This is a genomic window from Nocardioides daejeonensis, from assembly GCF_003194585.1.
Taxonomy (GTDB): Bacteria; Actinomycetota; Actinomycetes; order Propionibacteriales; family Nocardioidaceae; genus Nocardioides; species Nocardioides daejeonensis.
Map to the genome: position 1 here is coordinate 174,942 of NZ_QHKZ01000006.1, position 25,770 is coordinate 200,711.

Annotated in this window: 23 protein-coding genes and 4 riboswitches; of the genes, 11 read left to right on the top strand and 12 right to left on the bottom strand. The window is 72.1% G+C overall.

The features are described from left to right. Positions 1–25: 25 nt before the first annotated feature. The 5 genes from DNK54_RS16280 to DNK54_RS16300 all read right to left on the bottom strand — a co-directional run bounded on the left by DNK54_RS16280 (position 26) and on the right by DNK54_RS16300 (position 4,962). The gene (locus tag DNK54_RS16280; protein WP_110208182.1) at positions 26–1,066 is read right to left on the bottom strand and encodes an ABC transporter substrate-binding protein; all 1,041 of its coding nucleotides are present in this window, start codon (positions 1,064–1,066) and stop codon (positions 26–28) included. Positions 1,067–1,086: 20 nt separating this feature from the next. Then, positions 1,087–1,283: riboswitch (cobalamin riboswitch) on the bottom strand. Between the two features lie 8 nt (positions 1,284–1,291). Next, positions 1,292–2,074, bottom strand: a complete 783-nt coding sequence (locus DNK54_RS16285; protein ID WP_110208053.1) for an ABC transporter ATP-binding protein — start codon at positions 2,072–2,074, stop codon at positions 1,292–1,294. Then, entirely contained in the window at positions 2,071–3,087 is a 1,017-nt protein-coding gene (locus DNK54_RS16290; protein WP_204164657.1) for a FecCD family ABC transporter permease, read from the bottom strand. The genes DNK54_RS16285 and DNK54_RS16290 overlap by 4 nt, the downstream gene beginning before the upstream one ends. A 22-nt stretch (positions 3,088–3,109) precedes the next feature. Next, positions 3,110–3,904 carry a hypothetical protein gene (locus DNK54_RS16295; protein WP_110208054.1) on the bottom strand — a complete coding sequence of 265 codons (795 nt, stop codon included), beginning with the start codon at positions 3,902–3,904 and terminating at the stop codon, positions 3,110–3,112. After that, on the bottom strand, positions 3,901–4,962 hold the full coding sequence (locus DNK54_RS16300; RefSeq protein ID WP_110208055.1) for an ABC transporter substrate-binding protein: 1,062 nt from the start codon (positions 4,960–4,962) through the stop codon (positions 3,901–3,903). Before DNK54_RS16300 ends, DNK54_RS16295 begins: the two co-directional genes overlap by 4 nt. 56 nt (positions 4,963–5,018) lie before the next feature. Beyond that, a riboswitch (cobalamin riboswitch) is annotated at positions 5,019–5,198 on the bottom strand. 92 nt (positions 5,199–5,290) lie between these two features. Between DNK54_RS16300 and DNK54_RS16305 the strand changes: the two genes are divergently transcribed. The 3 genes from DNK54_RS16305 to DNK54_RS16315 all read left to right on the top strand — a co-directional run bounded on the left by DNK54_RS16305 (position 5,291) and on the right by DNK54_RS16315 (position 8,575). Beyond that, positions 5,291–6,199 carry a nitrite reductase gene (locus DNK54_RS16305; RefSeq protein ID WP_162602506.1) on the top strand — a complete coding sequence of 303 codons (909 nt, stop codon included), beginning with the start codon at positions 5,291–5,293 and terminating at the stop codon, positions 6,197–6,199. 21 nt (positions 6,200–6,220) lie between these two features. Next, a riboswitch (cobalamin riboswitch) is annotated at positions 6,221–6,287 on the top strand. Positions 6,288–6,350: 63 nt separating this feature from the next. Further along, positions 6,351–7,010 carry a precorrin-8X methylmutase gene (locus tag DNK54_RS16310; protein WP_110208056.1) on the top strand — a complete coding sequence of 220 codons (660 nt, stop codon included), beginning with the start codon at positions 6,351–6,353 and terminating at the stop codon, positions 7,008–7,010. Beyond that, positions 7,007–8,575, top strand: coding sequence for a precorrin-2 C(20)-methyltransferase (locus tag DNK54_RS16315; RefSeq protein WP_110208057.1), 1,569 nt, complete (start codon positions 7,007–7,009; stop codon positions 8,573–8,575). Before DNK54_RS16310 ends, DNK54_RS16315 begins: the two co-directional genes overlap by 4 nt. Before the next feature lie 61 nt (positions 8,576–8,636). Here DNK54_RS16315 and cobM read toward each other — a convergent pair whose 3' ends face one another. Together cobM and cbiE are read right to left on the bottom strand one after the other, a co-directional pair. Next, complete coding sequence (gene cobM, locus DNK54_RS16320; protein ID WP_110208058.1) at positions 8,637–9,389, bottom strand: precorrin-4 C(11)-methyltransferase; 753 nt, start codon at positions 9,387–9,389, stop codon at positions 8,637–8,639. Beyond that, positions 9,386–10,621, bottom strand: coding sequence for a precorrin-6y C5,15-methyltransferase (decarboxylating) subunit CbiE (gene cbiE / locus DNK54_RS16325; RefSeq protein WP_110208059.1), 1,236 nt, complete (start codon positions 10,619–10,621; stop codon positions 9,386–9,388). The genes cobM and cbiE overlap by 4 nt, the downstream gene beginning before the upstream one ends. A gap of 71 nt (positions 10,622–10,692) precedes the next feature. Further along, a riboswitch (cobalamin riboswitch) is annotated at positions 10,693–10,849 on the top strand. A 25-nt stretch (positions 10,850–10,874) separates the two neighbouring features. On the opposite strand from cbiE, the gene DNK54_RS16330 reads away from it, so the two are divergent. From DNK54_RS16330 to DNK54_RS16355, 6 genes are all read left to right on the top strand, one after another. Continuing rightward, positions 10,875–12,908, top strand: a complete 2,034-nt coding sequence (locus DNK54_RS16330) for a VWA domain-containing protein (protein ID WP_110208060.1) — start codon at positions 10,875–10,877, stop codon at positions 12,906–12,908. Beyond that, on the top strand, positions 12,908–13,522 hold the full coding sequence (gene cobO, locus DNK54_RS16335) for a cob(I)yrinic acid a,c-diamide adenosyltransferase (RefSeq protein WP_110208061.1): 615 nt from the start codon (positions 12,908–12,910) through the stop codon (positions 13,520–13,522). The genes DNK54_RS16330 and cobO overlap by 1 nt, the downstream gene beginning before the upstream one ends. Positions 13,523–13,529: 7 nt before the next feature. Then, positions 13,530–16,181 carry a bifunctional hydrogenobyrinic acid a,c-diamide synthase/histidinol phosphate aminotransferase CobBC gene (locus DNK54_RS16340; protein ID WP_110208062.1) on the top strand — a complete coding sequence of 884 codons (2,652 nt, stop codon included), beginning with the start codon at positions 13,530–13,532 and terminating at the stop codon, positions 16,179–16,181. A 147-nt stretch (positions 16,182–16,328) separates the two neighbouring features. Continuing rightward, a complete protein-coding gene (locus tag DNK54_RS16345) occupies positions 16,329–16,544 on the top strand; it encodes a CbtB domain-containing protein (RefSeq protein ID WP_110208063.1) in 216 nt (71 codons plus the stop codon). 12 nt (positions 16,545–16,556) lie between these two features. Beyond that, the gene (locus DNK54_RS16350) at positions 16,557–17,360 is read left to right on the top strand and encodes a CbtA family protein (RefSeq protein ID WP_110208064.1); all 804 of its coding nucleotides are present in this window, start codon (positions 16,557–16,559) and stop codon (positions 17,358–17,360) included. Between the two features lie 26 nt (positions 17,361–17,386). Further along, entirely contained in the window at positions 17,387–18,352 is a 966-nt protein-coding gene (locus tag DNK54_RS16355) for a cobalamin biosynthesis protein (RefSeq protein WP_275426276.1), read from the top strand. Here the strand turns inward: DNK54_RS16355 and DNK54_RS16360 are convergent. Together DNK54_RS16360 and DNK54_RS16365 are read right to left on the bottom strand one after the other, a co-directional pair. Further along, on the bottom strand, positions 18,326–19,075 hold the full coding sequence (locus DNK54_RS16360; RefSeq protein WP_110208065.1) for a cobalt-precorrin-6A reductase: 750 nt from the start codon (positions 19,073–19,075) through the stop codon (positions 18,326–18,328). The two genes, DNK54_RS16355 and DNK54_RS16360, sit on opposite strands and share 27 nt — an antisense overlap. Then, entirely contained in the window at positions 19,072–20,562 is a 1,491-nt protein-coding gene (locus DNK54_RS16365; protein ID WP_110208066.1) for a cobyric acid synthase, read from the bottom strand. Before DNK54_RS16365 ends, DNK54_RS16360 begins: the two co-directional genes overlap by 4 nt. 73 nt (positions 20,563–20,635) lie before the next feature. Here DNK54_RS16365 and DNK54_RS16370 point away from each other — a divergent pair, with 73 nt between their 5' ends. After that, complete coding sequence (locus DNK54_RS16370) at positions 20,636–21,418, top strand: DUF2470 domain-containing protein (protein WP_110208067.1); 783 nt, start codon at positions 20,636–20,638, stop codon at positions 21,416–21,418. Positions 21,419–21,429: 11 nt separating this feature from the next. Here DNK54_RS16370 and DNK54_RS16375 read toward each other — a convergent pair whose 3' ends face one another. Genes DNK54_RS16375 through DNK54_RS16385 form a run of 3 tightly spaced genes read right to left on the bottom strand, consistent with a single transcriptional unit; the run spans position 21,430 to position 24,103 of the window. Continuing rightward, entirely contained in the window at positions 21,430–22,242 is an 813-nt protein-coding gene (locus tag DNK54_RS16375; protein ID WP_204164645.1) for an HAD family hydrolase, read from the bottom strand. A gap of 9 nt (positions 22,243–22,251) precedes the next feature. Next, positions 22,252–23,340: an NAD(P)-binding domain-containing protein gene (locus DNK54_RS16380; RefSeq protein ID WP_110208068.1), complete on the bottom strand. Its 1,089-nt coding sequence runs from the start codon at positions 23,338–23,340 to the stop codon at positions 22,252–22,254. A gap of 49 nt (positions 23,341–23,389) precedes the next feature. Further along, positions 23,390–24,103 carry a DUF1707 SHOCT-like domain-containing protein gene (locus tag DNK54_RS16385; RefSeq protein WP_204164646.1) on the bottom strand — a complete coding sequence of 238 codons (714 nt, stop codon included), beginning with the start codon at positions 24,101–24,103 and terminating at the stop codon, positions 23,390–23,392. Between the two features lie 111 nt (positions 24,104–24,214). On the opposite strand from DNK54_RS16385, the gene DNK54_RS16390 reads away from it, so the two are divergent. Then, a complete protein-coding gene (locus DNK54_RS16390; protein ID WP_110208069.1) occupies positions 24,215–25,702 on the top strand; it encodes a hypothetical protein in 1,488 nt (495 codons plus the stop codon). Positions 25,703–25,770: the final 68 nt, after the last annotated feature.

Here is a 25,770-nt window from a genome sequence, read left to right on the forward strand (position 1 = left end):
GCGACGACACCCCCAGGCGCCCGGGTCATTCCGTGCCGAGGTCGAGACCGGAAAGCTGCTCGGCGACGCTGATGGCGCCGTCGACGAGCCGGACACCGACCGTCGACTCGGAGAACGGCACCGTCACGTACGCCTTGTTCTTGACCGCGCTCAACTGGCTGAGCACCGGGTCCTTCTCCAGGTAGGCCTGCTTGTCCGCAGCCGTCGACCACCCGGCGTCGGCGAAGACGATGACGTCGGGATCAGCGGCGACCACGTTCTCCCAGTTGCCCTCACCCCAGCTGCCGTCGAGGTCGGCGAAGATGTTCGTCGCGCCGATCGCCTCGAGCACGAGCTGCGGACCACCGCCGCCGGCGCCTACGAACGGCGTCTTGTCTCCGGAGTCGTACCAGAAGACGGTGATGCCGTCGCCTGCCTTCGCCTCAGCGAGCTCGGCAAGCTGTCGTTGCTGCTCGGCACGCAGTTCGGCAGCCCGGTCGGGCACACCGAACGCGGCAGCGATGCCGTCGATCTCGTCCCAGACCGACTCCATGGTCTGCGGGGGCCGCTTCTCCTTGTCGTCACAGCCGAACGGCGACACGTAGCTGGCGATCTGGTCGTCCTCCGCCAGCTCGTCCTGCGTGCCGATCGTGCCCTTCTCGAAGGCGCTGCTGTAGGAGGCGTAGGCGAAGTCCGGCTCGGCCGCCAGGAACTCCTCCTGCTTCGGGTACTCCGCCGACAGCACCGGCACGGAGTCGTACGCCGCCTTCCACTTCTCCGGGACAGCGTCGTCGAGATAGGCGGTGCCGGCCAGCTGCTTCTCCACACCGAGTGCAAGCGCGACCTCCGTGGCGCCCTGGTTCAGGGTGACCCCGCGCTCGACGGGTGCCTCGATGGTCGTGGTCCTGCCGCAGCTCACGATCTGGACCGGATAGTCGACGCTCGTCTGCGCGGTGGCTTCGGGCTTCGGCTTCGCCTCCGACTCCGGCTCCCCGGCGCATCCGGTGAGAAGGAGGCCGAGCACCGTGGCTCCGGCGATGGCGGACAGGACGGTGGTGCGATGAGTGGGTACGCGCGATAGGCGCATCTGTTTCTCCAAACCCTCGTGGAACATGACGCGCCGTGGCCGGTCTCCTGGCTTTCGCATCGACACCACCCGCTCGACCTTCCCGGTCCCCTTGCGGGTTCCAGTGGTCCCGGTCGCTTGCACGACCGACGAGGAGCGAGTGGCTCCGCGACTACAGTGGCGAGGGCCGCGCCGGAATCAGACCGGCTTCCCGTGCACCACGGCGCTACGGATACTACGGGATTCTCAGCCGGTCTCCTCTCCGGGCCAGGGCTCGACGAGCAGGTGGGTACGGCCGCTCTCCGGATGCCGCACCCGGACGCTGCGTACCCCGAACGCCGCACCGACAAGCTCGGTGCTGAGCACCTCCTCCGGCGTGCCGACAGCAGCGAGGCGCCCGCCGTGGACCAGCGCGACCTGGTCGAAGTACCGCTGTGCGAGGTCGAGGTCGTGGATGGCAGCGACGACCGTCACACCCAAGCCACGGATCGTCGCGAGGAGCTCGTGCTGATGCCGCAGGTCCAGATGGTTGGTCGGCTCGTCCAGCATCAGCAGGTCGGCCTCCTGGGCCAGCGCTCTCGCCACCAGCACGCGGCGCAGCTCACCACCGGAGAGCTGGTCGACCGACCTGGTGGCGAAGGACGTCAGGTCGAGGCGTGCGAGGGCACGCTCCGTCCACTCCTGACCGTCGTCGGTCGCCCAGGGCGAACGGTGCGGAAGGCGACCCAGTCCGACCAGCTCCTGGACCAGCAGATCGGCCGGTGGCGTCTCGTGCTGGGAGACGATGGCCAGCGCTCGGGCACGCGCACGGGCACCGAGCTCTCCCAGCGGGATGCCGTCGAGCCGGACCTCTCCCGCATGTGGCCGGTCCAGGCCGGCCAGCGCTCGCAGCAGGGTGGACTTGCCGGCACCGTTGGGCCCCACCACCGCCAGCCGACTGCCCCGGGCAAGACGGAGGTCGACGCCGGCGACCACCGTCCGGCGACCCCGTCCGCAGGCAACGCCGCGGGCCTCCAGGTGGGCGTTCACGACTCTCCTCCGAAGCGATAGCGACGGCGCCCGAGCAGCACCAGGAACACCGGGGCACCGACGATTCCGGTCACCACGCTCAGCGGCACGTCCTGCGGCGGCGCCAGCACCCGGGCCGCGACATCGACCCAGACCAGGAAGAGTGCTCCGAACAGCGCGCCGACCGGCAGCATCCGGGCATGCAGCGGCCCCACCAGCAGCCGAGCCATGTGCGGCACGATCAGGCCGACGAAACCGATGCCTCCGGCGATCGCCACCATCACCCCGACCAGCACCGCCTGGAGCACGAAGAGGAGGACCCGGAGGCGAACCACCGGCACACCGAGGGCGGTAGCAACATCGGCCCCGGACAGCAGGCCGTCGAGCCAACCACGCAGGAACCACAGCAGCGTCAGGCTCGCCAGCAGCACCATCAGGGGCAGCGCCACCTGCTCCCAGGACGCGCGCGCCAGGCTCCCCAGGAGCCAGAACAGCACGCCCTGCGCCATCTGCGGCTCCGAGCTGCGGAAGACCAGATAGCTGGCGACGGCCGAGAAGGCCGCAGCCATCACCGTCCCGGTGAGCACCAGGCGCAGCGGTGTCAGGCCACCCTGTGCCAACGCCACCCCGAAGACGAGGGTGGCCGCGATCACGGCTCCGAGCATGGCGCCCACCGAGAGTGCCCAGGTGCCGGCTGCAGCAAGCACACCCAGGGTGATGACCGCCGTGGCGCCGACACTGGCGCCGGCGGACACACCGAGGAGGTAGGGATCGGCCAGCGGGTTGCGCACCAGCGTCTGCACGACCGTGCCTGCCACCGCCAGCCCGGCGCCGACGATCGCCGCCAGCACCACCCTCGGGGCCCGGATGTTCCACACGATCCGTTCCACCGGCGTGGTGACGGCGTCGCCGGCCAGCCGGCCGCGCCACACCTCGACCACGTCGGAGAAGGAGACCGAGGCCGGCCCGAACATCGTGGCGGCCGGCAGGCTCACCACCAGGGCGATCACGGCGATCAGCAACAGCGGGACCAGCGGGGCGCGTCGTGGTGCGGGGTCAACCACGGCAGGTCACCGCCAGGCGCGGTGGCGGCTGCCGCACGAGCGCACTCGTAGCCCAGCGGCGGCGTACCTCTGCGGGCGTGAGGCGGTCGCACGAGCCGCACTCGTCACGCCCCTCGGCGAGCCGCATCAGGCAGCAGGTCTCGCGGCGATACGTGAGGCTCGCGCCGTAGGGGGTGCTTGCGACCTCCCACGTGAGGGGGACGCCGTCCCACGGCCAGGCCTCGGCGTCGAGACACGACGCTGCGGCGGCCTCCACTCCCGGGCGCGACTCCGGCGGCGCTGCATCGTGCACTCGGCGCCAGGCTCCGGCGACCGCTGCCGCGACATTCCCCCAGGCCACGGCCGGGCGGAGGCGCGAGATCGTCCGTGACGCCGCCACCACCGGGGCGAGGTGGGTCACGAGATCCGCGGCGATCGCCGTCGGCGTCTCCGGCCCGTCCACACCCGGCTGGTGGCCTGCCTCGAGCGCCAGCCCGACCGTGCGTCCAGCGCGGAGCCGAACCAAGAGCGGTGTCGCGGCAAGCCGCAGCCCCCGACCCGACACGGCCCATCGGCCGATCGAGAGAGCAGCGACCCGGCCGGCGTACCCCTGAAGAGCGCAGGAGCCGCCCACCACGGGGCTGCTCGCACCGATCTCTGCCGCGTAGGCGCGCGCAATCGCCGGCCACGCATCATCGCAGGCGAGGTCGGCGACGGGGCGCCACCCCTCACCGGCCACGTCGTCGTGCAGCAGGTAGTGCTCGGGGTCGACCGTCCGGAGCTGCTCGAGCGCCGGGTCGGCGATCACGACAGGTCGATCGTGCCGGTGATCCCGGAGTCGGGCAGCAGCCCCAGCTCCTCCAGACCCGCACGCAGCTGCTCGGCGGCCTCGATGTTGCCGTAGCCGGAGGTGAACAGGGCCAGCGGCAGCACCACGATCCGGTTCTCCTTCACAGCGGGCAGGTCCTTCAACGCCGCGTGGGTGCGGATCGTCGTGATCTTCTGCTCCACCTCGTCGGCGCTGTCGGAGCGGTAGTCCATCACCACGATCGCATCGGGCTGCTGCTCGGCGACCGACTCCCAGGACGCCCGGAACCACGTGGTGTCCTCGTCCGCGTAGACGTTCTCGGCACCCGCAGCCTCGATGATGCCTTGCGGCGGACCGTTGTGGCCCGAGGTGTAGACGTCCGTGGTGGCGCTGTCGAAGAGCAGCAGCCGCGGTGCCTCGTCCGCGGTGGGCGCCTCCTGGAGCGCGGTCAGTCGCCGCTCCAGCTCGGCGAGGGCCTCCTTGGCCCGGTCGGTGTTGCCGGTGAGCTCGCCGTAGTTGGCGATGTCGGCGCGCAGCGCGTCCCACGGACCCATCGTGCCGAGTTTGGAGTCCGCGCCGGCGGCCGGATCCTGGCGGCAGCTGTCGGAGATCACGTAGGTGGCGATGCCCTGGTCCTGGGCCGCCTCCCGGCTGACGCCCGAGGAGCCGGAGAAGAGGCCGCTGTAGGAGCCGATCAGCAGGTCGGGGTCGACCCCGACGATCGACTCCAGCGAGATCGGGCTGGGCAGTCGCTCGATGTCGTCGACCTGCACGTCGAAGAGTTCGTTCATCAGGGAGTCGTTGCCCGGCGACAGCGTCATCGCTGCGATCCGGTCGGCGGCTCCGATGCGGAGCAGGGTGCCGATGTTGGCCGAGTTGCTGGTGGCGACGATCCGCTCGACCGGGGCGGCGTACGCCGCCTTCTCGCCGCAGTTCTGCACGGTGACGTCTCCGTCGGCGGAGGAGTCCTTGGTCGAGCCGCAGGCGGCGAGCATCAGGCCGCCCACCGCAAGGACGGCAAGACGGATGGCGCGGGAGTGGCGGACATGGCTGTGCATGGGCAGTTCCTTCACAGTCGTGACTCGTACGCGGAGTCAGCGGGGACGGTTGACGCGGCAGGTGACCGCGGCCAGCAGGTCTTCGGACTCGGGTTCGACCGGACGAGACGTCTTCCCGGGGGCGAGCCCCCAGTGACTTGTTGTCCCGCCCGTCACCCTCACCGCTGCGCGTCAGTCCCGGAATCGCACCGGGTTCCCTGGCTCTGGTGAGCACGACTGGCGGAAGGGACTCTAAGCCACTGCCATCCCGCGTGCCACCAAAGCGACGTACGTCACTTTTCGCCGCGGTGGTGCGGCGGCTCATCGGCCGACTGCGAAGATGGCCCGCATGCCCGGCTCCCCAGCGAACGACGCGGCGCCCGGATCCCTCTCCCGCACCCGGACCCGCGGTGACCTGTGCCCCGGCGTGCTACGCCCCTGGCTCGCCGACGACGGCGCACTCGTCCGACTTCGGCTGGTAGGCGGCGCGACCCGGATCGACCAGCTCGCCGCGTTGGGCGCGGTTGCCGAGAAGTACGGATCGGGCACCGTGCACCTCACCAAGCGGGCCAATCTGCAGGTCCGGGGACTGCCGGTCGTCGGCGACGGTTGCCCTTCCGCCAGCCTGCCTCACGAGGTGGTGGCGGCGATCGAGGCCACCGGACTGCTCCCCTCGCACAGCCACGAGCTGGTGCGCAACATCCTGCTCTCTCCGCTCTCCGGCGTCACCGGAGGACGGGCCGACCTGCGCCCGCTCGCTGAGCGTCTCGACCGGGCGCTGCGCGCCACTCCCGCTGCCGCGGGCCTCTCGGCCCGGTTCCTCTTCGTGCTCGACGACGGGCGCGGGGACGTCGTCGGACGCTCCGCGGATCTCGGTGTCATCGCGCTCGACGAGCGGACCGCGCAGGTGCGGGTGGGGTCGGCGCAGTGGAGCGAGCCGCTGGCGCTGGATGACGTCGTACCAGCGCTGGTGGGGTGGGCGACAGCGTTCGTCGCGGCGCGCGGCACCGGCCCCGACGCACCGTGGCACGTCGACGAACTGCCGACACCGCTGCTCGCGCACGCGGCGCAACCCGATCCTCGACTGCCGGAGCCGACCGCTCCGCCGGCGTACGGCGCCCTTCCGGGCTGCGTGCACCGCCAGGTCCCGGACGGGCGGCTGGCCCCGCGTGACCTGGCGGCTCTCGCCGCGGAGTTCGGCAGCCATCGCCGGATCGTGGTGACGCCCTGGCGCAGCCTGGTCATCCCGGACGCGTAGTCTGCTCGGCGACCCGACGTGCAGGAACCCGGTGTGACTCCGGGGCGGTTCCGCCACTGTGAGGCCTTCGCGGCCGAGCCAGACACTGCACGTGGGGCGACCTGTACCCACCATCCGAGTCGGGGGCGCGAACCCCCGAGGGAGCAGTGCCATGCCGCCACCCGCACGCCCGCCCCGCCGCTACGACTACATCGACGACGGACCGGCGATCTACGTCGACTCGTTTGCCACGATCCGTGCCGAGACCGATCTCAGCCGGGTGCCGGCAGACGCCGAGAAGGTGGCGGTGCGGATGGTGCACGGCACCGGGCAGACCGACCTGGTCGACGAGCTCGTGATCCACCCGGGTCTGGTCACGGCTGCGCGCGGCGCCCTGGAGGCAGGCGCGCCGATCCTGGCCGACGCGAACATGGTTGCCTCGGGCGTCACCCGCGCGCGACTGCCCCGCGACAACGAGGTGCTCTGCCTGATCGGCGACCCGCTGGTGCCCGAGCTCGCCCGTTCCTTCGGCACCACGCGGTCGGCCGCGGCGGTCTCGCTGTGGGGCGATCGGCTGGCCGGTGCGGTAGTGGCGATCGGCAACGCGCCCACCGCGCTCTTCCACCTGCTGGAGCTGCTCCACGACGGAGCGCCACGACCGGCGGCGGTCATCGGCTGCCCGGTCGGCTTCATCGGCGCCGCCGAGTCGAAGCAGGCCCTCGCCGCATTCGGCGACGCGCACGCCCTGCCCTACCTCACGGTGCACGGCCGACGCGGCGGCTCGGCGATGACCGCCTCCGCGCTCAACGCGATCGCGCAGGACGCCGAATGAGCGGGCGGCTGTACGGCGTCGGGCTCGGCCCCGGCGACCCTGAGCTGATCACCCGCAAGGCGGCCCGGCTGATCGCCGAGGCAGACGTGATCGCCTATCACGCAGGCGTCGGCAAGGCCTCGAACGCACGACGGATCGCCGCCGAACTCATCCCGGCAAGCGTGACCGAGGAGGAGCTGCGCTACCCGGTCACCACTGGCACCACCGAGCATCCGGGCGGGTACGCCGGCGCGATGGCGGAGTTCTACGAGGCCTGCGCCGCCCGCCTCGGCGCACACCTGGAGGCCGGGCGCACGGTCGTCGTGCTGGCTGAGGGCGACCCGCTCTTCTACGGATCGTTCATGTACCTGCACGATCGGCTCTCACCCCGGTTCGAGACCGAGGTGGTGCCCGGCGTGCCCGCCTTCGCCGCGGCCACCGCCGTCGTGGCGACCCCGCTGGTGCGCCAGACCGACGTGCTCACGGTCTTGCCCGGCACGCTGCCGCAGAGCGAACTCGCCCGGCGCCTGGCCGACACCGACGGCGCGATCATCATGAAGCTCGGCCGCCGATTCCCCGCGGTCCGGGAGGCGCTGGCGCTGGCCGGACGGCTGGAGCATGCCTGGTACGTCGAGCGCGCCTCGATGCCTGCCGAACGCTGGATGCGCGTCGTCGACGTCGACGCCGCCACCGTCCCCTACTTCTCCCTCATCGTGGTCCCCGGCGACTCCCTCGCCGCCGACCCCACCGGCCGTCGAGACGCCAGCTCCAACACGTCGAAACGCCAACTTCAGTCAGTTGAGAAGCCACTTCCAGCATCAGACGCAACGTGCCGCCCCGCCGAGCTGCTGGTCGTCGGCCTCGGTCCGGGCCCCGAGCACTGGGTGACGCCCGAGGTGAGTGCTGCGCTCGCCGAGGTCGACCACGTGGTCGGCTATGCGCCGTACGTCAATCGGGTGCCGCACCGCGAGGGCCTCACCCGCCACGCCTCAGGCAACACCGTCGAGGTCGATCGCGCGCGCTTCGCCCTCGACCTCGCCCGCTCCGGGGAGCGGGTGGCGGTCGTCTCCGGCGGCGACGCCGGGGTCTTCGGCATGGCGGCAGCGGTCTTCGAGGCCGCCGAGGAGTACGCCGACGTGCCGGTCCGGGTCCTTCCCGGCGTCTCCGCAGTCCAGGCGGTGGCGGCGCGGGCAGGCGCACCGATCGGGGCGGACTTCGCCGTGCTCAGTCTCTCCGACCGACTCAAGCCCTGGGCTGTGGTGGAGCAACGGCTGCGCGCCCTGGCCGAGGCCGACCTGGTGATCGGGATCTACAACCCGGCCTCGCGGAGCCGGCCTGACCAGATCGGCAAGGCCCGCGAGGTGCTCTTGGAGCACCACAAGCCCGACACGGTCGTCGTGGTCGGCCGCGATGTGGGGCGGGCAGAGGAGTCGCTGACCGTCACCACCCTGGGCGACCTCGACCCCGCGACGATCGACATGAAGTGCCTGGTGCTCGTCGGCGCCTCGTCGACTCGGGTCACCGTGGGTGGTCAGGCGTGGACGCCGCGCTTCGTCAACCACGAAAATGACGTCTCGACGCGCTGAAGCTGGCGTCTCGACGTGCTGAAGCTGGCGTCTCGACGTGCTGAAGCTGGCGTCTCGACGGTCAGCGGGGGCGGGCGGGGTCGTAGAGGTGGGAGCAGGCGAAGTCGGGGCGGACCCGGCCGGGGTCGAGGGCAGGGCCGACCAGGATCACCGCGGCCTGGGTGAGGCCGGCGGCCTCGACCTGGTCGGCGATGTCGGCCAGCGTGCCGCGTAGCACCAGCTCGTCGGCCTGAGTCGCCCGGGAGACGACCGCGACAGGGCAGTCGGGGCCGTAGTGCACGCTGAGCTCGGCGGCCAGTTCGCGGGTCCGGGTGATCGCCAGATGCAGGGCGAGCGTGGCGCGGGTCGCGGCGAAGTTGGCCAGCGCCTCGGTCTCCGGCATCGCCGTGGACCGTGCCTGCGCCCGCGTGAGCACGACCGACTGGGTCACCTCCGGCACGGTGAGCTCCCGGCCGAGCGCAGCGGCCGCGGCGGCGTACGCCGGCACGCCGGGAGTGACGTCCCACGGCACCCCTGCCTCGTCGAGCCGCCGGGCCTGCTCGGCGACCGCGGAGTAGAGCGACGGGTCGCCCGACGTCAGCCGGACGACCGTGTGGCCCACCTGGTGCGAGGTGACCAGCACCTGGGTGATCTGGTCGAGGTCCAGGCGCTGACTGTCGACCAGCACCACGTCTTCACGACAGTGCGAGAGCACCTCGGCGTCGAGATAGGTGCCGGGATAGACGACGACGTCGGCCGAGGCGAGCATCCTCGACGCCCGCACCGTGATCAGGTCGGCGGCACCAGGACCGGCTCCGACGAAGTGGATCGTCATGACTTCCTCCAACTCCACTGGGTGACGGCGCGGGCCGGTGCCCAGCCGGTGAATCCGCCGATCGGTGCGGCCTGCTCCACGTGGATGCGGGTCAGTTCGCCACCGTGCTCGGCATAGGCCCGGGCCAGTGCCTGCTCGGTCTCGAGCGTGACGCCGTGGACGACCAGCCGACCGCCACCGCGCAACGCCGCCGTGCACGCCTCCAGGACTCCCGGGACCGTGGCGCCGCCGCCGACGAAGATCGCGTCCGGGTCGGGCAGATCCGTCAAGGCGTCGGGCGCGCGCCCCGTCACGACCCCCAGCCCGGGTACGCCGAGTGCGTGCGCGTTGCGTGAGATCCGTGCCGCCCGCTGCGAGTCGCGTTCGACGGCCACCGCCCGGGCGGTCGGGTGAGCACGCAGCCATTCGATGCCGACCGACCCCGCTCCGGCGCCGACATCCCAGAGCAGCTGCCCCGGCGCGGGCAGGAGTCGGGAGAGCGCGGAGGCACGCAGATCACGCTTGGTGAGCTGGCCATCGTGCTCGAAGGCGCCGTCGGGAAGTCCGGCGCTCCACCCGACGTGCAGGGGGCCGTCGAGCTCGACAGCCACGATGTTGAGCCGCGGCACCGGGCCTGGCGGGAGACCGGAGTCCGCGCGGAAGGAGGTGAGCGACTCCCGCTCCGTGCCGAGGTCGCCCAGGACGGTGAGCGTCGAGGCGCCGTACCCGGCGGTGGCGAGGAGGCCGGCCACCACGCCCGGCGTCGTCTCGTCCGAGCTCAGGAGCAGCAGCCGATGCCCGGGGGCGAGCTCACGCAGGACCAGTGCGGGATCACGTCCAACCAGGGTGAGCACGGCGCAGGACTCCGCCGCCCACCGCATCTGCGCCCGTGCCAGCGCAATGCTGGAGACGGCCGGTCGTACCACCACCCGGTCGGCCCCCAGAAGCTCGATCAGCGTGCTGCCGATGCCGGAGACGAGCGGGTCTCCCGAAGCCAGCACGACCACTCGTCGATCACCGAGTTCTTCCAAGCGGGGTTGGAGATTCTGCCGAAGTGGCGACGGCAGGAGCTCACGCTGCTGGCCTTCGACCGGAGGCAGCAGGTCGAGGTGGCGGCGGGCGCCGATGACCACGTCGGCCTCGGCGAGCAGGGCAAGCTCGGAGGAGGCGAGGCGGCCGTCGGCGCTCAGGCCGATGACGGTCACCGGCCCGGAGCCGGGGCGCGACGGGTCGTCGCCGGTGCAGGAGCGCATGGCGCCCGAGGATAGTGCCGCCCGAGAGCCGGACCCGTGCGGGGCCGTCGAGCGGCAGGGGCTAGCCTGGGCCACGCAACACGGCACGAGGTGCCTCGATGACGCTCCTGCACGGGGCGACGGAGAGGAGAATCTGGGAAGCCGGTGAGAATCCGGCACAGGGCCCGCTGCGGTAACTCAGGCATAGACCTGGGAAGTCCGAAGACCGGCCTCGCGCCGCCCCATCCATGGCTGATGAGAGCGGGAGCCCCTAATGCCACTGCAGTTTCCCTTTTCTGCCGTCGTCGGTTCCGACGACCTCTCCCTCGCGCTGGTGCTCACCACCGTCTCCCCCGCTGTAGGCGGCGTACTGGTGCGCGGTGAGAAGGGCACCGCGAAGTCGACGATGGTGCGTGCCCTCGCCTCCGTGCTGCCGCCGATCGAGGTGATCGCCGGGGACCGCTTCTCCAGCGATCCGCGCGAGGCAGCACCCCTCTCGCCCGACGGTCCCTTTGCTGCCGACGCCGCGGTCGAGCAACGTCCGGTACGCCTGGTCGAGCTCCCGGTCGGCGCCACCGAGGACCGGGTGCTCGGCTCTCTGCACCTGGAGCGTGCACTCAGTGCCGGCGTTGCCGAGTACGAGCCGGGCCTGCTCGCCCGCGCCCACCGCGGTCTGCTCTACGTCGACGAGGTCAACCTGCTCCACGACCACCTGGTCGACCTGTTGCTCGATGCGGCGGCGATGGGCCGGGTGACCGTCGAGCGCGACGGTGTCTCGGTCTCCCACGCAGCGCGCTTCGTGCTGATCGGCACCATGAACCCCGAGGAGGGCGAGCTGCGGCCGCAGCTGCTGGACCGATTCGGCCTCACCGTCGAGATCGCGGCGCCCCGCGACCCCGCCCAGCGGGTGGAGGTGGTACGCCGACGCATCGCCTTCGAGGCCGACCCGGAGGCGTTCGTGGCGGCGTACGCCGAGGCGGAGCGGGCGCTCACCGAGCGGATCGTCTCGGCTCAGGCTCTGGTCGACCAGGTGGTGCTCGGCGACGAGGCGCTGCTGAAGATCGCCGAGGTCTGCGCCGCGCTGGACGTCGACGGCATGCGGGCGGACATCGTCACCGCCCGCACCGCGGTGGCGCACGCGGCCTGGCACGGTCGCTCCGAGGTGACCCGCAGCGACATCCGTGCCGCGGCGCGCCTGGCTCTGCCGCACCGACGCCGCCGCAACCCTTTCGACGCACCCGGGCTCGACGAGGAGCTCCTCGACCAGTTGCTCGGCGACGACGACCTGCCCGATCCGCCACCGGACGGCGGCGACGACCCCGACGGAGGCGGTGGCGGTGAGACCGACGGTGGCGGTGAGACCGACGGTGGCGGGGGCAGTGATCCCGACAGCGACGGCAGCGCGACCTCCGAGCCCGCAACGTCCTGCGACGAGGTTGCCCCAGCAGCCACCCCGCAGGACGCACCGACACCGCAGGAGACACTGGTGAGTGCCGCGACGCCGTACCGGCCGAGGCTCTTCACCGTCGCCGGCACAGGAACCGGCGAGGCAGGGCGGCGCAGTCGGGCCGTCACCAGCTCGGGCAGGCGGATCGGCGCGGAGCGACCACGCGGTGCGGGCGGTTCTATCCACCTGGTCGAGACGGTCCGGGCCGCTGCGCCGCATCAGGCGACGCGCGGCCGGTACGACGGGCCGCTGCGGTTCCGCTCCGACGACCTGCGGGTGGCCACCCGCGAGGGCAAGGAGTCGAACCTGGTGCTCTTCTGCGTGGACGCCTCGGGATCGATGGCGGCGCGCAGGCGCATGGAGCAGGTGAAGACGGCGATCCTCTCGCTGCTGCTCGACGCCTACCAGCGGCGCGACAAGGTCGGGCTGGTCACCTTCCGCGGTCACGGCGCCGACCTGGCCCTCCCCCCGACGCATTCGGTCGACGTGGCCGCGCGCCGGCTCGACGAGCTCCCGGCCGGCGGGCGCACACCGCTGGCCGAGGGACTGACCCTGGCCGCTGAGACGCTTCGTGTCGAGCGGTTGCGAGACCCCCGCCGCCGCCCGCTGCTGGTGCTGGTCACCGACGGCCGCGCCACGGCCGGAGCCGACGCCGTACCCCGCTCCCAGGTCGCCGCCCGATATCTCGCCGCCACCGGCCTGAGCTCGTTGGTCGTCGACTGCGAGACCGGGCGCTTCCGGATGGGGCTCGCCCGCGCCCTGGCGGAGGCGCTCCTCGCCGAGCACGTGCCGCTGGGCGAGGTGACCGCGGAAGCCCTCACGACCGCCGTGCGCGGCGCCGTCCGAGGGGAGGTCGCCTGATGGCCCGCGGCGTCCCCGACTACGTGCCCGACGACGGACTCACCACCGCCCAGCGCCGCAACCAGCCGCTGCTGATGGTCAACACCGGCGACGGCAAGGGCAAGTCGACCGCCGCCTTCGGGTTGGCGATCCGGTCGTGGAACCAGGGCTGGGACATCGGCGTCTTCCAGTTCGTGAAGTCCGCGAAGTGGCGGATCGGCGAGCAGACCGTGCTCGAGCGGCTCGGTGAGCTGCACGAGCAGACCGGCGAGGGCGGCCCGGTCGAGTGGCACAAGATGGGCGCCGGCTGGTCGTGGAAGCGCAAGGAGGGCAGCGAGGAGGACCATGCTCGCGATGCCGCCGACGGCTGGGCGGAGGTCAAGCGACGCCTCGCCGAGGAGCGGCACGACCTCTACGTGCTCGACGAGTTCACCTATCCGATCCAGTGGGGCTGGGTGGAGATCGACGACGTCGTGGAGACGCTGCGCACCCGGCCTGGACGGCAGTTCGTGATGATCACCGGCCGGCGCGCCCATCCGCTGCTGGTCGAAGCGGCCGACATGGTCACCGAGATGACCAAGGTCAAGCACCAGATGGACCGCGGCCAGAAGGGTCAGCGGGGCATCGAATGGTGAGCGGCCCATGGTGACGCTCCCCCGCCTGGTGATCGCCGCCCCTGCTTCAGGCCACGGGAAGACCACCATCGCCACGGGCCTGATGGCGGCGCTGTCGGCACGAGGCTGCGCGGTGAGCGGGCACAAGGTGGGCCCGGACTACATCGACCCCGGCTACCACGCCCTGGCTACCGGGCGACCGGGTCGCAACCTCGACCCGCATCTGGTCGGCGAGGAGCGACTGGTCCCGCTGCTGCTGCACGGCGCCCGCGGCGCCGACGTCGCGATCGTCGAAGGCGTGATGGGGCTCTACGACGGCCAGCTGGGCGCCGACGGCTGGGCCTCGACGGCGCATGTCGCCAGCGTGCTCGACGCACCGGTCGTGCTCGTGGTCGACGTCTCCCACGCCTCGCGCTCGGTGGCCGCCGTCGTGCAGGGCATGCGCAGCTTCGACCCCCGGGTCCGGATCGCGGGCGTGGTGCTCAACAAGGCCGGTTCGGTCCGCCACTCCGACGAGGTACGCCGCGCGATCGGCGAGCTGCGCCCGGCGCTGCCGGTGCTCGGTGTCCTCCATCGCGACGCCGGGGTCGAGGCACCCTCGCGTCACCTCGGTCTGGTGCCCGCTGACGAGCGCGAGGAGTCTGCTGCGGCCCTGGCCCGGCTGTCCGACCAGATCACGACATGCATCGACCTGGACGCCGTGGTGGAGATCGCTCGCTCCGCCCCCGACCTTGCCGGAGCGCCGTGGGACCCGGTGGCCGAGCTCGCCCACGTCTCCCACCGGCCCCCTGTCGAGCCGTGCTCCGGCCGACCCGCCGTGACGTCCTGCGATGTGGCGCCCCTGGCGACCAGAACGCAGGACGTTGCGGAGGACGTCCTGCGCAGTGGTGGCCACGGCGACCGGCCGGCAGAACGGCCGGTGATCGCGATGGCGGGCGGCCGCGCCTTCACCTTCCGCTACGCCGAGACCGAGGAGCTGCTGGTCGCGGCCGGCTGCGACGTGGTCACCTTCGACCCTCTCACCGACGACTCCCTGCCTCCCGGTACGACGGGCCTCCACCTGGGCGGCGGCTTCCCCGAGGTGCACGCCGGCGACCTGGCTGCCAACGCGCCGCTCCGGCGGGCCATCGCCGACGCGGTGGTGGCGGGCATGCCGACGGTCGCGGAGTGTGCCGGGCTGCTCTACCTCTGCCAGACGCTCGACGATCGACCGATGACCGGCGTGCTGGCCGCGCACGCCGCGATGACGCCACGGCTCACGCTCGGCTACCGCACCGTGACCGCGGCGTACGACAACCTGCTCGGGCGGGTCGGCGAGACCGTCACCGGTCACGAGTTCCACCGCACCGCCGTCTCCCCCGCGGCAGGCGCCGCTCCGGCCTGGGTACTGCCCGGTCGCGGCAACGACTCCGAGGGCTCCGGCGAGGGCTTCGCGGAGGCCAGCGTCCATGCCTCCTACGTGCACGTGCACTGGGCGGGCCACCCGCAACTCGCTGCCCGCTTCGCGGAGGCCGCCCGTCACTACGCGGGTCGGGGCGACCACGCACGCGCCGGCGGCCACCGGGCCGAGGCGACCGCACCGCGACCGCCGGCAAGTCCGCCGGCCTCCCGCCAGGCAGATCCTGAGGAGCGGCTCCGGCACCACGGCGACGTGGAGGCGGTCGACGGGCTGGTCGACCTGGCCGTCAACGTCGTCGACGAGGCCTGGCCGCCGTGGCTGGAGCGAGCGCTCCTCGATGGCCTCACCCGGTCGCGCCGCTACCCCGACGCGGCCCCCGCCCGGCAGGGGGTGGCCACGCAGCACGGACTGGACTCCGAGCAGGTGCTCGTCACCGCCGGCGCCGCCGAGGCGTTCACCCTTATCGCGCGGCTGCGACCGTGGCGGCATCCACTGGTGGTGCACCCGCAGTTCACCGAGCCGGATGTCGCGCTTCGCAACGCCGGGCATCGTCCGTCGCACGTGCTCTGCCGTGCGGACGACGGGTTCGCCTTCGACCCTCGAGAGGTCCCCGAGCGGGCCGACCTCGTGATCATCGGCAATCCCACGAACCCCACGGGCGTGCTGCATCCTGCCGACCACATCCGCGCACTGCTTCGCCCGCACCGTCTGGTCGTGGTCGACGAAGCGTTCATGGACACGGTCCCGGGAGAGCCGGAATCCCTTGTCTCTGCAGGGATTCCGGGGCTCTTGGTGGTCCGCAGCCTTACCAAGCAGTGGGCTCTGCCCGGCATCCGCGCCGGGCACCTCACCGGCGACGCCGCAACCGTCGCCGGGCTGCATGCACTGCAGACCCCGTGGTCGGTCTCCGCCCCGGCCGTGACCGCCACCATCGCCTGCTGCAGCCCCGAGGCGCGGGCCGAGACGGCGCGGCGTACCGAGCGGACCGGCGAGCACCGGGCACTCCTCGAGGCCGGGCTGGACGATCTCGCCATCGCCCACCAACCCTCCCGCGCATCGTTCGTGCTCGCCCGCACGGGAGTCGGCGTCCGCGAGGCGCTGCGAGCGGCGGGGTTCGCGGTACGACGCGGCGACACCTTCCCCGGCCTCGACGAGAGCTGGGTGCGGATCGCCGTCCGGGAGCCGGTCACCACACGTCGGCTCCTGGCCGCGCTGCGCGCGTGCGACACCTCACGCGCCACCAGCCAAGACGCCGCAGACACGACCGCCGTCGTGCCCTAGAGTCAGCGACGAACGAGCCCGAGGAAGCCGGTGGGATTCCGGCACAGTCGCGCTACTGTGACGTCGCTGCGGCGGCGGAGTCAGACCCGAGGCGCTCGTGTCCATCCGCTCATCAGACAGGGACGCATCATCCCTGAAGGAGGAACCATGGCTCAGCCATCCGTCGCGCCCACCGCCACTGCGGAGATCAGCTCGATCCCGCTCCGGCAGATCGCACCCTGGGCGCTCTTCTTCGGCCTCGTCGCACTGCTGGTGCTCTTCTTCGTCAGCACCGATCAGGGCGCCACGTCGGTCATCAGCGGCACCGCCATCCACGAATGGGTGCATGACGGCCGGCACCTGCTCGGCTACCCCTGCCACTGAGACGGGGCCGTCATGACTGCACGCGACTTCCTGATCCGGGGCCTGATCGCAGGCTTCATCGCCGGGATCCTCGGATTCCTCGTCGCCCACCAGGTCGGCGAACCGCACGTCGAGCGGGCCATCGCCCTCGAAGAGGCAGGCTCCACCGACGAGCACCCCCACGACGCCGCGGAGGAACCGGGCGCCACGCACGAGCACGAGACAGAGGAGGCCGGCCACTCCCACGGCGACGGCGAGACCGAGGTCTCCCGCGCCAACCAGCGCACCTGGGGCCTGCTGACCGGCACGCTCGCCGTCGGTACGGCGCTGGGCGGGCTGGTGGGCCTGATCGCCGCCGCGGTCGTGGGGCGCATCGGCCGGCTCACCGCCACCCAGTCGACGGCCCTGGTGTCGGTGGTCGGGTTCGTCTCGTTCGCACTGGTGCCGTTCCTGAAGTACCCGGCCGCTCCTCCTGCCGTCGGCTCCGGGGACACCATCGGCGAGCGGACCGCGCTCTTCTTCACCTTCCTGGCGATCTCCGTGGCGGCCGCGGTCGCCGCGGTCGCCGTGGCCCGTCAGCTCCTGGCGCAGACCAGCGTCTACGCGGCGGTCGTCGTCAGCGGTGGGCTCTACCTGCTCGTCGTGGCCGGTGCGGCGGCGCTGATGCCGACCGTCAACGAACTCGGCGACTTCCCCGCAGACACCCTGTGGTGGTTCCGGCTCTCGTCCGTGTTCACGCTGGCCACCGTCTGGGGCGGGATCGGCGTGGTGCTGACCGGGCTCGCCGACCGCGAGTCCGCCGCCGAGGCGCGCCGCGAGCTCGCGGCCTCGCTCTGAACAACGGCTGGCCGCGTGCCCTGGGCCTGCTCCTGGGGTACGCGGCCGATCGGCTTCTTGCCGACCCTCGCCGTGGCCATCCGGTCGCCGGCTTCGGTCGCATCGCGGGGCGCCTGGAGCGCACGCTGTACGCCGACTCGCGGTCGCGGGGTGCGGCACACAGCGTGGTGCTGGTCGGCTCGACGGTCGCAGCGGGGCTCGTCGTGGAGCGGATCGCCCGTCAGCAGACCGGCGCGCAGACGCTGGTCACCGCGGTCGCCGCCTGGGCCGTCCTCGGCGGCACCTCGCTGGGCCGCGAGGCTCGCGCCGTGCAGCGCTTCCTCGACGCCGACGACCTGCCCGGCGCGCGGCAGCGGCTGACCCATCTGGTGGGCCGTGACACCTCGCGGCTCGACGAGTCGGGCGTAGCACGCGCCACCATCGAGTCGATGGCCGAGAACACCTCCGATGCCGTCGTGGCACCGTTGGTGTGGGGCGCGCTCTGCGGCGTACCCGGTCTGGTGGGCTACCGCGCCGCCAACACCCTGGACGCCATGGTCGGCCATCGGTCGCCTCGCTACGAGCGCTTCGGCTGGGCCTCGGCGCGCCTGGACGACCTGGCGAACCTGCCGGGCTCCCGGCTGAGCGCACTCCTCGCGGTCGGCCTGAGCCCCACGATCGAAGGCCGGCCGAGTGCAGCGCTCCGCGCCTGGCGACGCGATGCCCGCCATCATCCGAGCCCGAACGCCGGACCGGTGGAAGCGGCGTTCGCCGGCGCCCTCGACATCACCCTCGGCGGGGTCAACGCCTACGCGGGCCGAGTCGAGGACAGGCACACCCTGGGCGACGGCGCCGCACCGGGCCGAGCCGACATCGATCGCGCGGCCGTGCTGGCACGACGGGTGGGCGCGGCTGCGGTCGTGAGCGCCGCCGTACTGTCGCTGGCGCCCTCCGCACTGGTGCGGTGCTGTTGTCGCAAACCGCCGTTACAGCGGTGGGTGGGGGGCGCGTAGCCAGGCGAGCGCCTCGTCCGGATCGCTGACCGTGGCGACTCCCTGCGGTCCGGGGGCGCGGCGTACGACCACCACGGGAATGCCGAGCTCGGCTGCGGCCTCCATCTTGGGCCAGGTGAAGCTGCCGCCGGAGTCTTTGGTGACGAGGACGTCGCAGCGATGCTCCCGCAGGAGCGCGAGCTCGCCCTCGCGGCGGTAGGGGCCGCGGCTGAGCAGCAGCGTCCACGCCCGCGGTAGGTCGAGCTCCGGCGCGTCGACGACCCGGGCAAGCGCGGCGGCATCCCCCAGCGGGCCGACGAACTCGCCCAGCGCTTGACGGCCGACGGTGAGGAACGGTCGCCCACCCAGCCCGGCTGCCGTCCGAGCCGCCTCGGCGTGGTCGCTCACCCAGTGCCAGGCATCGGCGCCGGGCACCGTCGACCAGCCGGGTCGCTCCAGGCGAAGCAGCGGTACGCCGGCAGTCCGGCAGGCTTCGGCGGCATGGCGAGACATCTGCTCGGAGAACGGGTGGGTCGCGTCGACGACCGCCTCGATCGCCTCGGCCGCCAAGAACTCCACGAGTCCCGCGACACCGCCGAAGCCCCCGATCCGCACCGCTCCGACAGGGAGTCGTGGGCGCGCAACACGGCCAGCCAGCGAGCTGAGCACGTCGATGTCGGCGGCGACGCACCGGGCCGCGAGGTCGCGCGCCTCGGAGGTGCCGCCGAGCAACAGCACGGTCACAGGTCCCTCCCGGGAGGTAGCAGGGGCAGACCGGCGGGGGCGCCGTCACGAGCCAGCGCAAGCAGCGCATCGACGTCGAGGTGCTCCTCGACCAGGTCGCCGAGGAGGTCGAGGCGAGCCGCGCGACGCTCCGGGAAGCTCACCGAAGACGGTTGCCAGGAGGCGCCGGAGCCCGTCGCGACCTCGGCCAGCAGGCGGCCCCGGAAGGCATCGCCCTCGAGGCTTCCGTGCCACATGGTGCCGAAGACCGAGCCACGTCGCGCGCCACCGAGGAACTCCTCGTCTCCCCCTCGGGCGATCCGGCCGTGGTGGATCTCGTAGCCCGTGGTGCTCGCGCCCAGCGCAGTGCCCTCGGGCAGCCGGAGCACCTTCTCGGGCGCGAAGGTGGTGGTGACGTCGAGCAGTCCGAGTCCGTCGGCGGCCGCACCCTCCGTGCCCTCGATGCCTGAGGGGTCCTCGATCCGCCGACCGAGCATCTGGAAGCCACCGCAGATGCCGAGCACCGCGCCACCACGCTCGGCATGGCCGACGATGGCTCGGTCGAGACCGCGGGAGCGCAGCCAGTCGAGGTCCGACAGGGTCGCCCGCGTGCCCGGGAGCACGATCAGGTCGGCGTCGACCAGGGCCCGCGGGTCCGAGGCGAAGACGACATCGACGTCCGGCTCGATCCCGAGAGCGTCGACGTCGGTGAAGTTGCTGATCCGTGGCAGCCTGACCACGGCGACCCGGAGCGCGGCACGACCCGCCTCGGCGCGACGCCCCTCCAGGTCGAGTGCGTCCTCGGAGTCCAGCCACAGTCCCGGGTGCCAGGGCAGCACCCCGTACGTCGGCCGTCCGGTGAGCTGGGCCAGCTGTCGAAGGCCTGGCTCGAGCAGGGTGACGTCGCCGCGGAACTTGTTGATCACGAAGCCCGACAGCAACGCTTGGTCGGCGGCGTCGAGAAGGGCGACCGTGCCGTGCATGGCTGCGAAGACGCCACCTCGATCGATGTCGCCGACCACGACGACGGGCATCCGGGCATGCTGGGCGAGCCCCATGTTGACGTAGTCGGAGGCGCGCAGATTGATCTCGGTGGGGCTGCCGGCGCCTTCGGCGACCACCACGTCATAGCGACTGCTGAGGTCGTCGAACGCGGCATGGGCAGCCGCCTCGAGGTGACGGCGACCTTCGAGGAAGTCGCGGGAGCTCACCGTCCCACCGGGACGGCCCATCACCACGACGTGGCTGCGTCTGTCACTTCCCGGCTTGAGCAGGACGGGGTTCATCGCCGCCTCTGGCTCTGCCCGGGCAGCCAACGCCTGGACCCACTGCGCGCGGCCGATCTCGGCGCCGTCGGCGCAGACCATCGAGTTGTTGGACATGTTCTGCGCCTTGTAGGGCGCGACCCGCAGGCCACGCCGGGCGAACGCCCGGCACAGACCAGTGGTGACGATGCTCTTGCCCGCATCGGAGGTGGTGCCGGCAACGAGAAGAGCGGCACCAGGCATGGTGGAGACGCTATCCCAGCCGGAAGACAGGGCCTTGCGCACCTCGGCATGTATTTGGTTAGGCTTACCTAATATGAGCCTCCTTCGCAGTCGCCCCTCCACGCCCACCTCCGGACTCACCCCGGCCGAGCGCGTGCGCTCGATCCTCGCCACGACGAGCGACCTGCGGGTCGGCGTCCTCAACATGGCGGTGGACGTGCCCCGGCATGCGCTGGCTGCCGACGGCAGCCTGCTGTTCCTCCCGGGGTCGGAGTCACCGGAGCGAGTCTTCGCCGTCGCCCCGAACCTGCCTGCGCAGACGGTGCAGGTGACTGCGAACGACCTGGCGCCGGTAGCCCACCCAGACCGGGTCCGCGGCCTGGTGCAGATGACCGGCAAGCTGGGCGTCTTCGGCAATCCGCTCCCCGCAGGAGCCCGGGAGCACCTGGCCGGGCCGAACGAACCGGTCGCCGGTGAGCCCGTCCTCCGGTTCGTGCCGCAGCGGATCGCGCTGACGTGGCACTGCGAGACCGCAGGTGAGGCGAAGCCGGTCGAGGTGGCGCTCGACGACTACCGCAACTCCTTCCCCGACCCGCTCGTCGGGCTCGAGGACGACTGGCTCAACCACATGCACCGCGACCACGCCCATGCGCTGGCGGCGTTGGCCCGCTACGTCGCCCCCTCCGTCAACCCGACGGCGCTGCGGCCGATGCAGCTGGACCGCTACGGCCTGGTGCTGCGCTTGGAGGACGGCGCTGAGCGCCACGACGTGCGGGTGCCCTTCCGTCACCCCGTGCGCTGCGGCTGCGAGGTGCGCGAGGCGTTCGCCGACGTGCTGCGCCGGGCGGACCCGGCCGCCAGCCACGACATCTGCTGACTCGTCCCGCGTCAGCGGCTGGCGACCAGCCGCTCCAGGACCAGCGCCACACCATCGTCCTCGTTGGTAGCAGTCACCTCGTCGGCGATCGCCAACACCTCCGGCGCGGCGTTCTGGACCGCGACCCCGTGGCCCGCCCAGTCGACCATCTCCACGTCGTTGGGCGCGTCACCGAAGGCCAGCACCTCGGCGGCGGTGATGCCGAGCTCAGCACACAGCAGCGCCAGTCCCGTGGCCTTGCTGACGCCCTCGGGCATCACCTCGACGAACGGGGCACCGGAGTGCGTGGCCCCGAAACCCGGCAGCCCGAGGCCACGCACCACCTCCAGCACCTCCGGTACGGCATGCTCGGGATGGCGCACGATGAACTTCAGGCTGGGCTCCGCGAGTACGTCGGTCAGCGGGTGGCCGCCCATGGTGCTCGGCTCGCGCTTGTGGTCGCGCAGGTCGGCGATGTCGCCGTAGCCATGGAGCGGCACGAAGACCTCGCCGCCGTCTCGCACGCTGACGTAGAGGCAGCCGGGGAGGGCGGCGTCGAGCGCTTCGACCAGCGCCGTCTGTGCGGCCACCGTCACCTCCGCCTCGTGGAGACGCCGGCCGGTCGACAGGTCGAGGACCAGGCCCCCGTTGCTGCAGACCGCCCAGGACCGGAAGCCCGCATCGTCTGCCAGCGGCCGCAGCCCGATCGGCTGGCGTGCGGTCACGGGCACGACCGGGATGCCCAGCTCGCGGACCGCGGCGACCGCGGCACGAGTGCGCGGACTGACGCTGAGGTCGCCCCGCAGGAAGGTGCCGTCGAGATCGGTTGCCACGAGCTTGATCACGAGGCGAGCCTAGGAGACGGCTGACTCCTTCTCGCCCTCGCGTAGCAGGTCCACGAGTGCCCGAGCCGCGGCGCGCCCGGCGCGATTGGCTCCGATGGTGCTGGCGCTGGGCCCGTAGCCCACCAGATGCACCCGCGGATCCCGTGCCGCAGCGGTCGGGGTCTGGCCGGAGCCCGGTGTGCGTGCAAGCTCGATGCCACCCTGAGGGCCGCGCAGGTGCAGCGGCGCGAGATGGCTGACCGCGGGGCGGAAGCCGGTCGCCCACAGGATCACGTCGACGGACTCGAAGCGTCCGTCCGCCCAGCGGACGCCGCTCGGCTCGATGCTGGCGAACATCGGCAGCCGGTCGTAGGCCCCGAGCTCCGCGGCGCGTTGCTCCTGCGGGCGCAGGAAGAGACCGGTGACGCTCACCACGCTCTGGGGTGGCAACCCGGCCAACACCCGCTCCTCGACGAGCTGCACGGCGCGGTAGCCGTCCTCGCCGGCGAAGCGGTCGCGCCAGACCGGCTCCTTGCGGGTGACCCAGAGGGTGTCGGCCACGGGCGCGATCTCGCCCAGGAACTGCACCGCGCTGGCACCGCCGCCGACGACGAGGACCCGCCTGCCCGCGAAGTGCTCAGGACCCGGGTAGTCGACGGTGTGCCACTGCTCCCCGCGGAAGGTCTCGACGCCCGGGTAGTGCGGAAGGAACGGGCGGTCCCAGGTGCCGGTCGCATTGACCAGGGAGCGGGTCATCCAGCTGCGCTCCCCAGCCGTCACCCGCAGGAGCTCGCCGACCGACTCCACCCGATCGACCCGCACCGGACGGACGACCTCCAACCCATAGGCTGCCTCGTAGTCGGCGAAGTAGGCGGGGATCACCTCCTTGGCCCGGCCCTCCCCGCTGCCCGGCCCCGAGGTCGGCGCGACCGCATCCGGGAGATCGGCCACGCCGTGGACGTCGGCCATCGTCAGCGAGTCCCACCGGTGCTGCCACGCCCCACCCGGTCCGGCGTTGGCGTCGAGCACCAAGGGATCGACGCCGCGGACCTTCAAGTGGTGGGCGGCCGACAGCCCGGCCTGACCGGCGCCGATCACGATCGCGTCCCACACGTGCATGACAGGACAACAGGGGAACAGGCGCGGATATGCCCGAGCCCCAGCGACGTCAGCCGTGGTCCAACTGCGGGCCGGGCGGCAGCGGCGGGTTCCTGCGCGGGCGGCACGAGGGGCGTGGCTCACCCGGCATCTGCTTGCGCACGACGGTCACCGCCCCCATCAGAGCGATCCCCTTCACCCGCACCACCGGGGAGCCCTCGTCGAGCGTGGGGGGCACCCGGTCGCGCGCCTGGCTGAAGTCGCCCATGATGCCGACGCCGTCGACGATCACCTTCGTCCGCGCGTTGATGACGATGTCGATGCCGCCCATCACGGCGTTCGCGACGATCTCCGTCTCCCGCTCGCTGAACACGACCTCACGAAGGTCGATGTCGACCCCACCCATGAGCGCGAGAGCCGTATGGCGAGCGCCGACCTGCCAGACGCCCTTGCGCGTGACCCCGCCCATGATCGTGGTCGAGGTGTTGAACTGACTCACCTCCCCCACCCCGGCACCGATCCGCGGCGCGGCCGCCGGCACCGCTCCTCCGGTTGTCGCCGGGAGCCGAGGAGCCTCCTCGGGCAGGTCCGCGAGGATCGGCGCCAGGTCGGCGTAGATCTTGGCGGCGTACGCCGACTCGAGCCGCTCGTCCAGCTCGTCGAAGTCCAGGCGGCCCTCGCCGGCCGCGCGCCGCAGCGCCTCTGCGACCTCGTGTCGATCCGCATCGCTGATCCGCATCCGCAGCGGGTCGTTGGGCTCCGAGGACACACCAGGCTCGTCCATGTGCTCCACACTAGGAGATCCTGCATGCCGTGCGGGGGCACTGATCCCGTGTGGGGCAGAGAACCCTCGGGGCGCCGGTTTCTCACCGCGCTGCCGGGGAAGACGGCAGACATGCGCCGTACCGCCCTTCTCCTGCTCGCCGCCCTCGCCCTGCTGATCAGCGGGTGCTCGGGCGACGACGGCGACGAGCAGCGCGAGCTGGCGGCCCTCGCCCCCGTCGCCCGTGACGTGACGACTCAGCCCGACCGCGACCAGACCGAGACCGAGCGCAAGCTGGCGGCCCTCGACCCGTGCCTCCTGTTCGACGCTGCGGTGGCACGCAAGGTCGGCGACCCGATGGACTCCCGTCGCTACGACTCCACCCACGCGTGCCGGATCGGCACCTCCTCCACAACAACCGTCAAGCTCGCGGTCGCCCTGAGCGACGGCGCACGCTTCTACCAGGGACGGCACGACGCCGCCGGAGCCGTCTCCTACCGCACCACCAGCACGAAGAAGTACTGCACGGTGAGCCTGCCGGTCACCCAGTCGCTGGCGGTCGAGTTCAACTCCTGGGAGCGTCGCTGCACCGACACCGTCGCCTATGCGGAGGCCGGAGCCCGGCTGCTCCGCACCGCACCCGACCGGCTCCTCCGACCGCGTGACGCCGGACGGTTCACCGCCTGCGAGCTGCTCGCGCCGGCCGTGCCCGAACGCCTGCAGGTCGACGCCGGCAACTGGGGTCAGTACTCCCTCGACGAGTGCACCGCCAGCACCGACGGCAGCATGACCGCGACGAAGGCGCGTCTCTTCCTCGACATCTCCGACGCAGAACCACGCGAGCAGAACAAGATCGACGGTCAATGCTGGACCGGCTTCGAGTTGCCGCACGCCCGGGTGCCCCTCGACTCCGCACTGGCCACGAACGCCACCCTGGTGACCGACACCTGCGCCGGCACACGGCGGATGATCGCCCGGGTGGTGGCAGCGGCGCGGCGTACGCCACCGCAGGTGGACCCGACCGGCCTCCTCTACGACTGGAGCGACGACACCACGGCCGACCTCAGCAGCACCGGGGCTTGCGCCGACATCTTGGACGCCGCAGCCCTCGAATGCACGCCGGCCCGGCCCGCCGACGTACCCGCGGATGCGGCCGACCTGCTCGAGCAGGCGGAGGCCGATCCCGACGTCCTGTGCGCCGCCGCCGCACCCCTGGTGCGCGCTTGGTACGGCGACACGCTGGCTCCGGCGACGGTCCTCACCGCGACGCGCGCCCAGCAGGTTGAGGGAGCGCCGCTCACGGAGTGCGCCTTCGGCGAGCCCACCCACTCGCTGCACATCACGGTGCTGGCCTCGACCCAGCAACAGCTGCTCAGCGAGGACGAGGAGATCAGCGGACACCCCGCCACCACGAGCACCTCCGGCGACGTCGAGGGCGTCTCGCCGATGAGGAGGTTCAGCATCGGCTGGCGCACCGGCAAGCCCGGCGTGCTGTCGGTGACGGTGCTCGCCACCCCGACCCGCGCCGAGGGCAACTGGCAGGGCATCGAGATCGACCGGACGCCCGTAGACGAGGCGGACGGCTTCGTAGCGGATCTCGTGGAGCAACTGCTGGACTGACCACGGTGTCGGGGGTGCGGTGTGCCTGCTCGGCCAAAGCCGCGCGGCGAGACGGTTTCGGCGGTCCC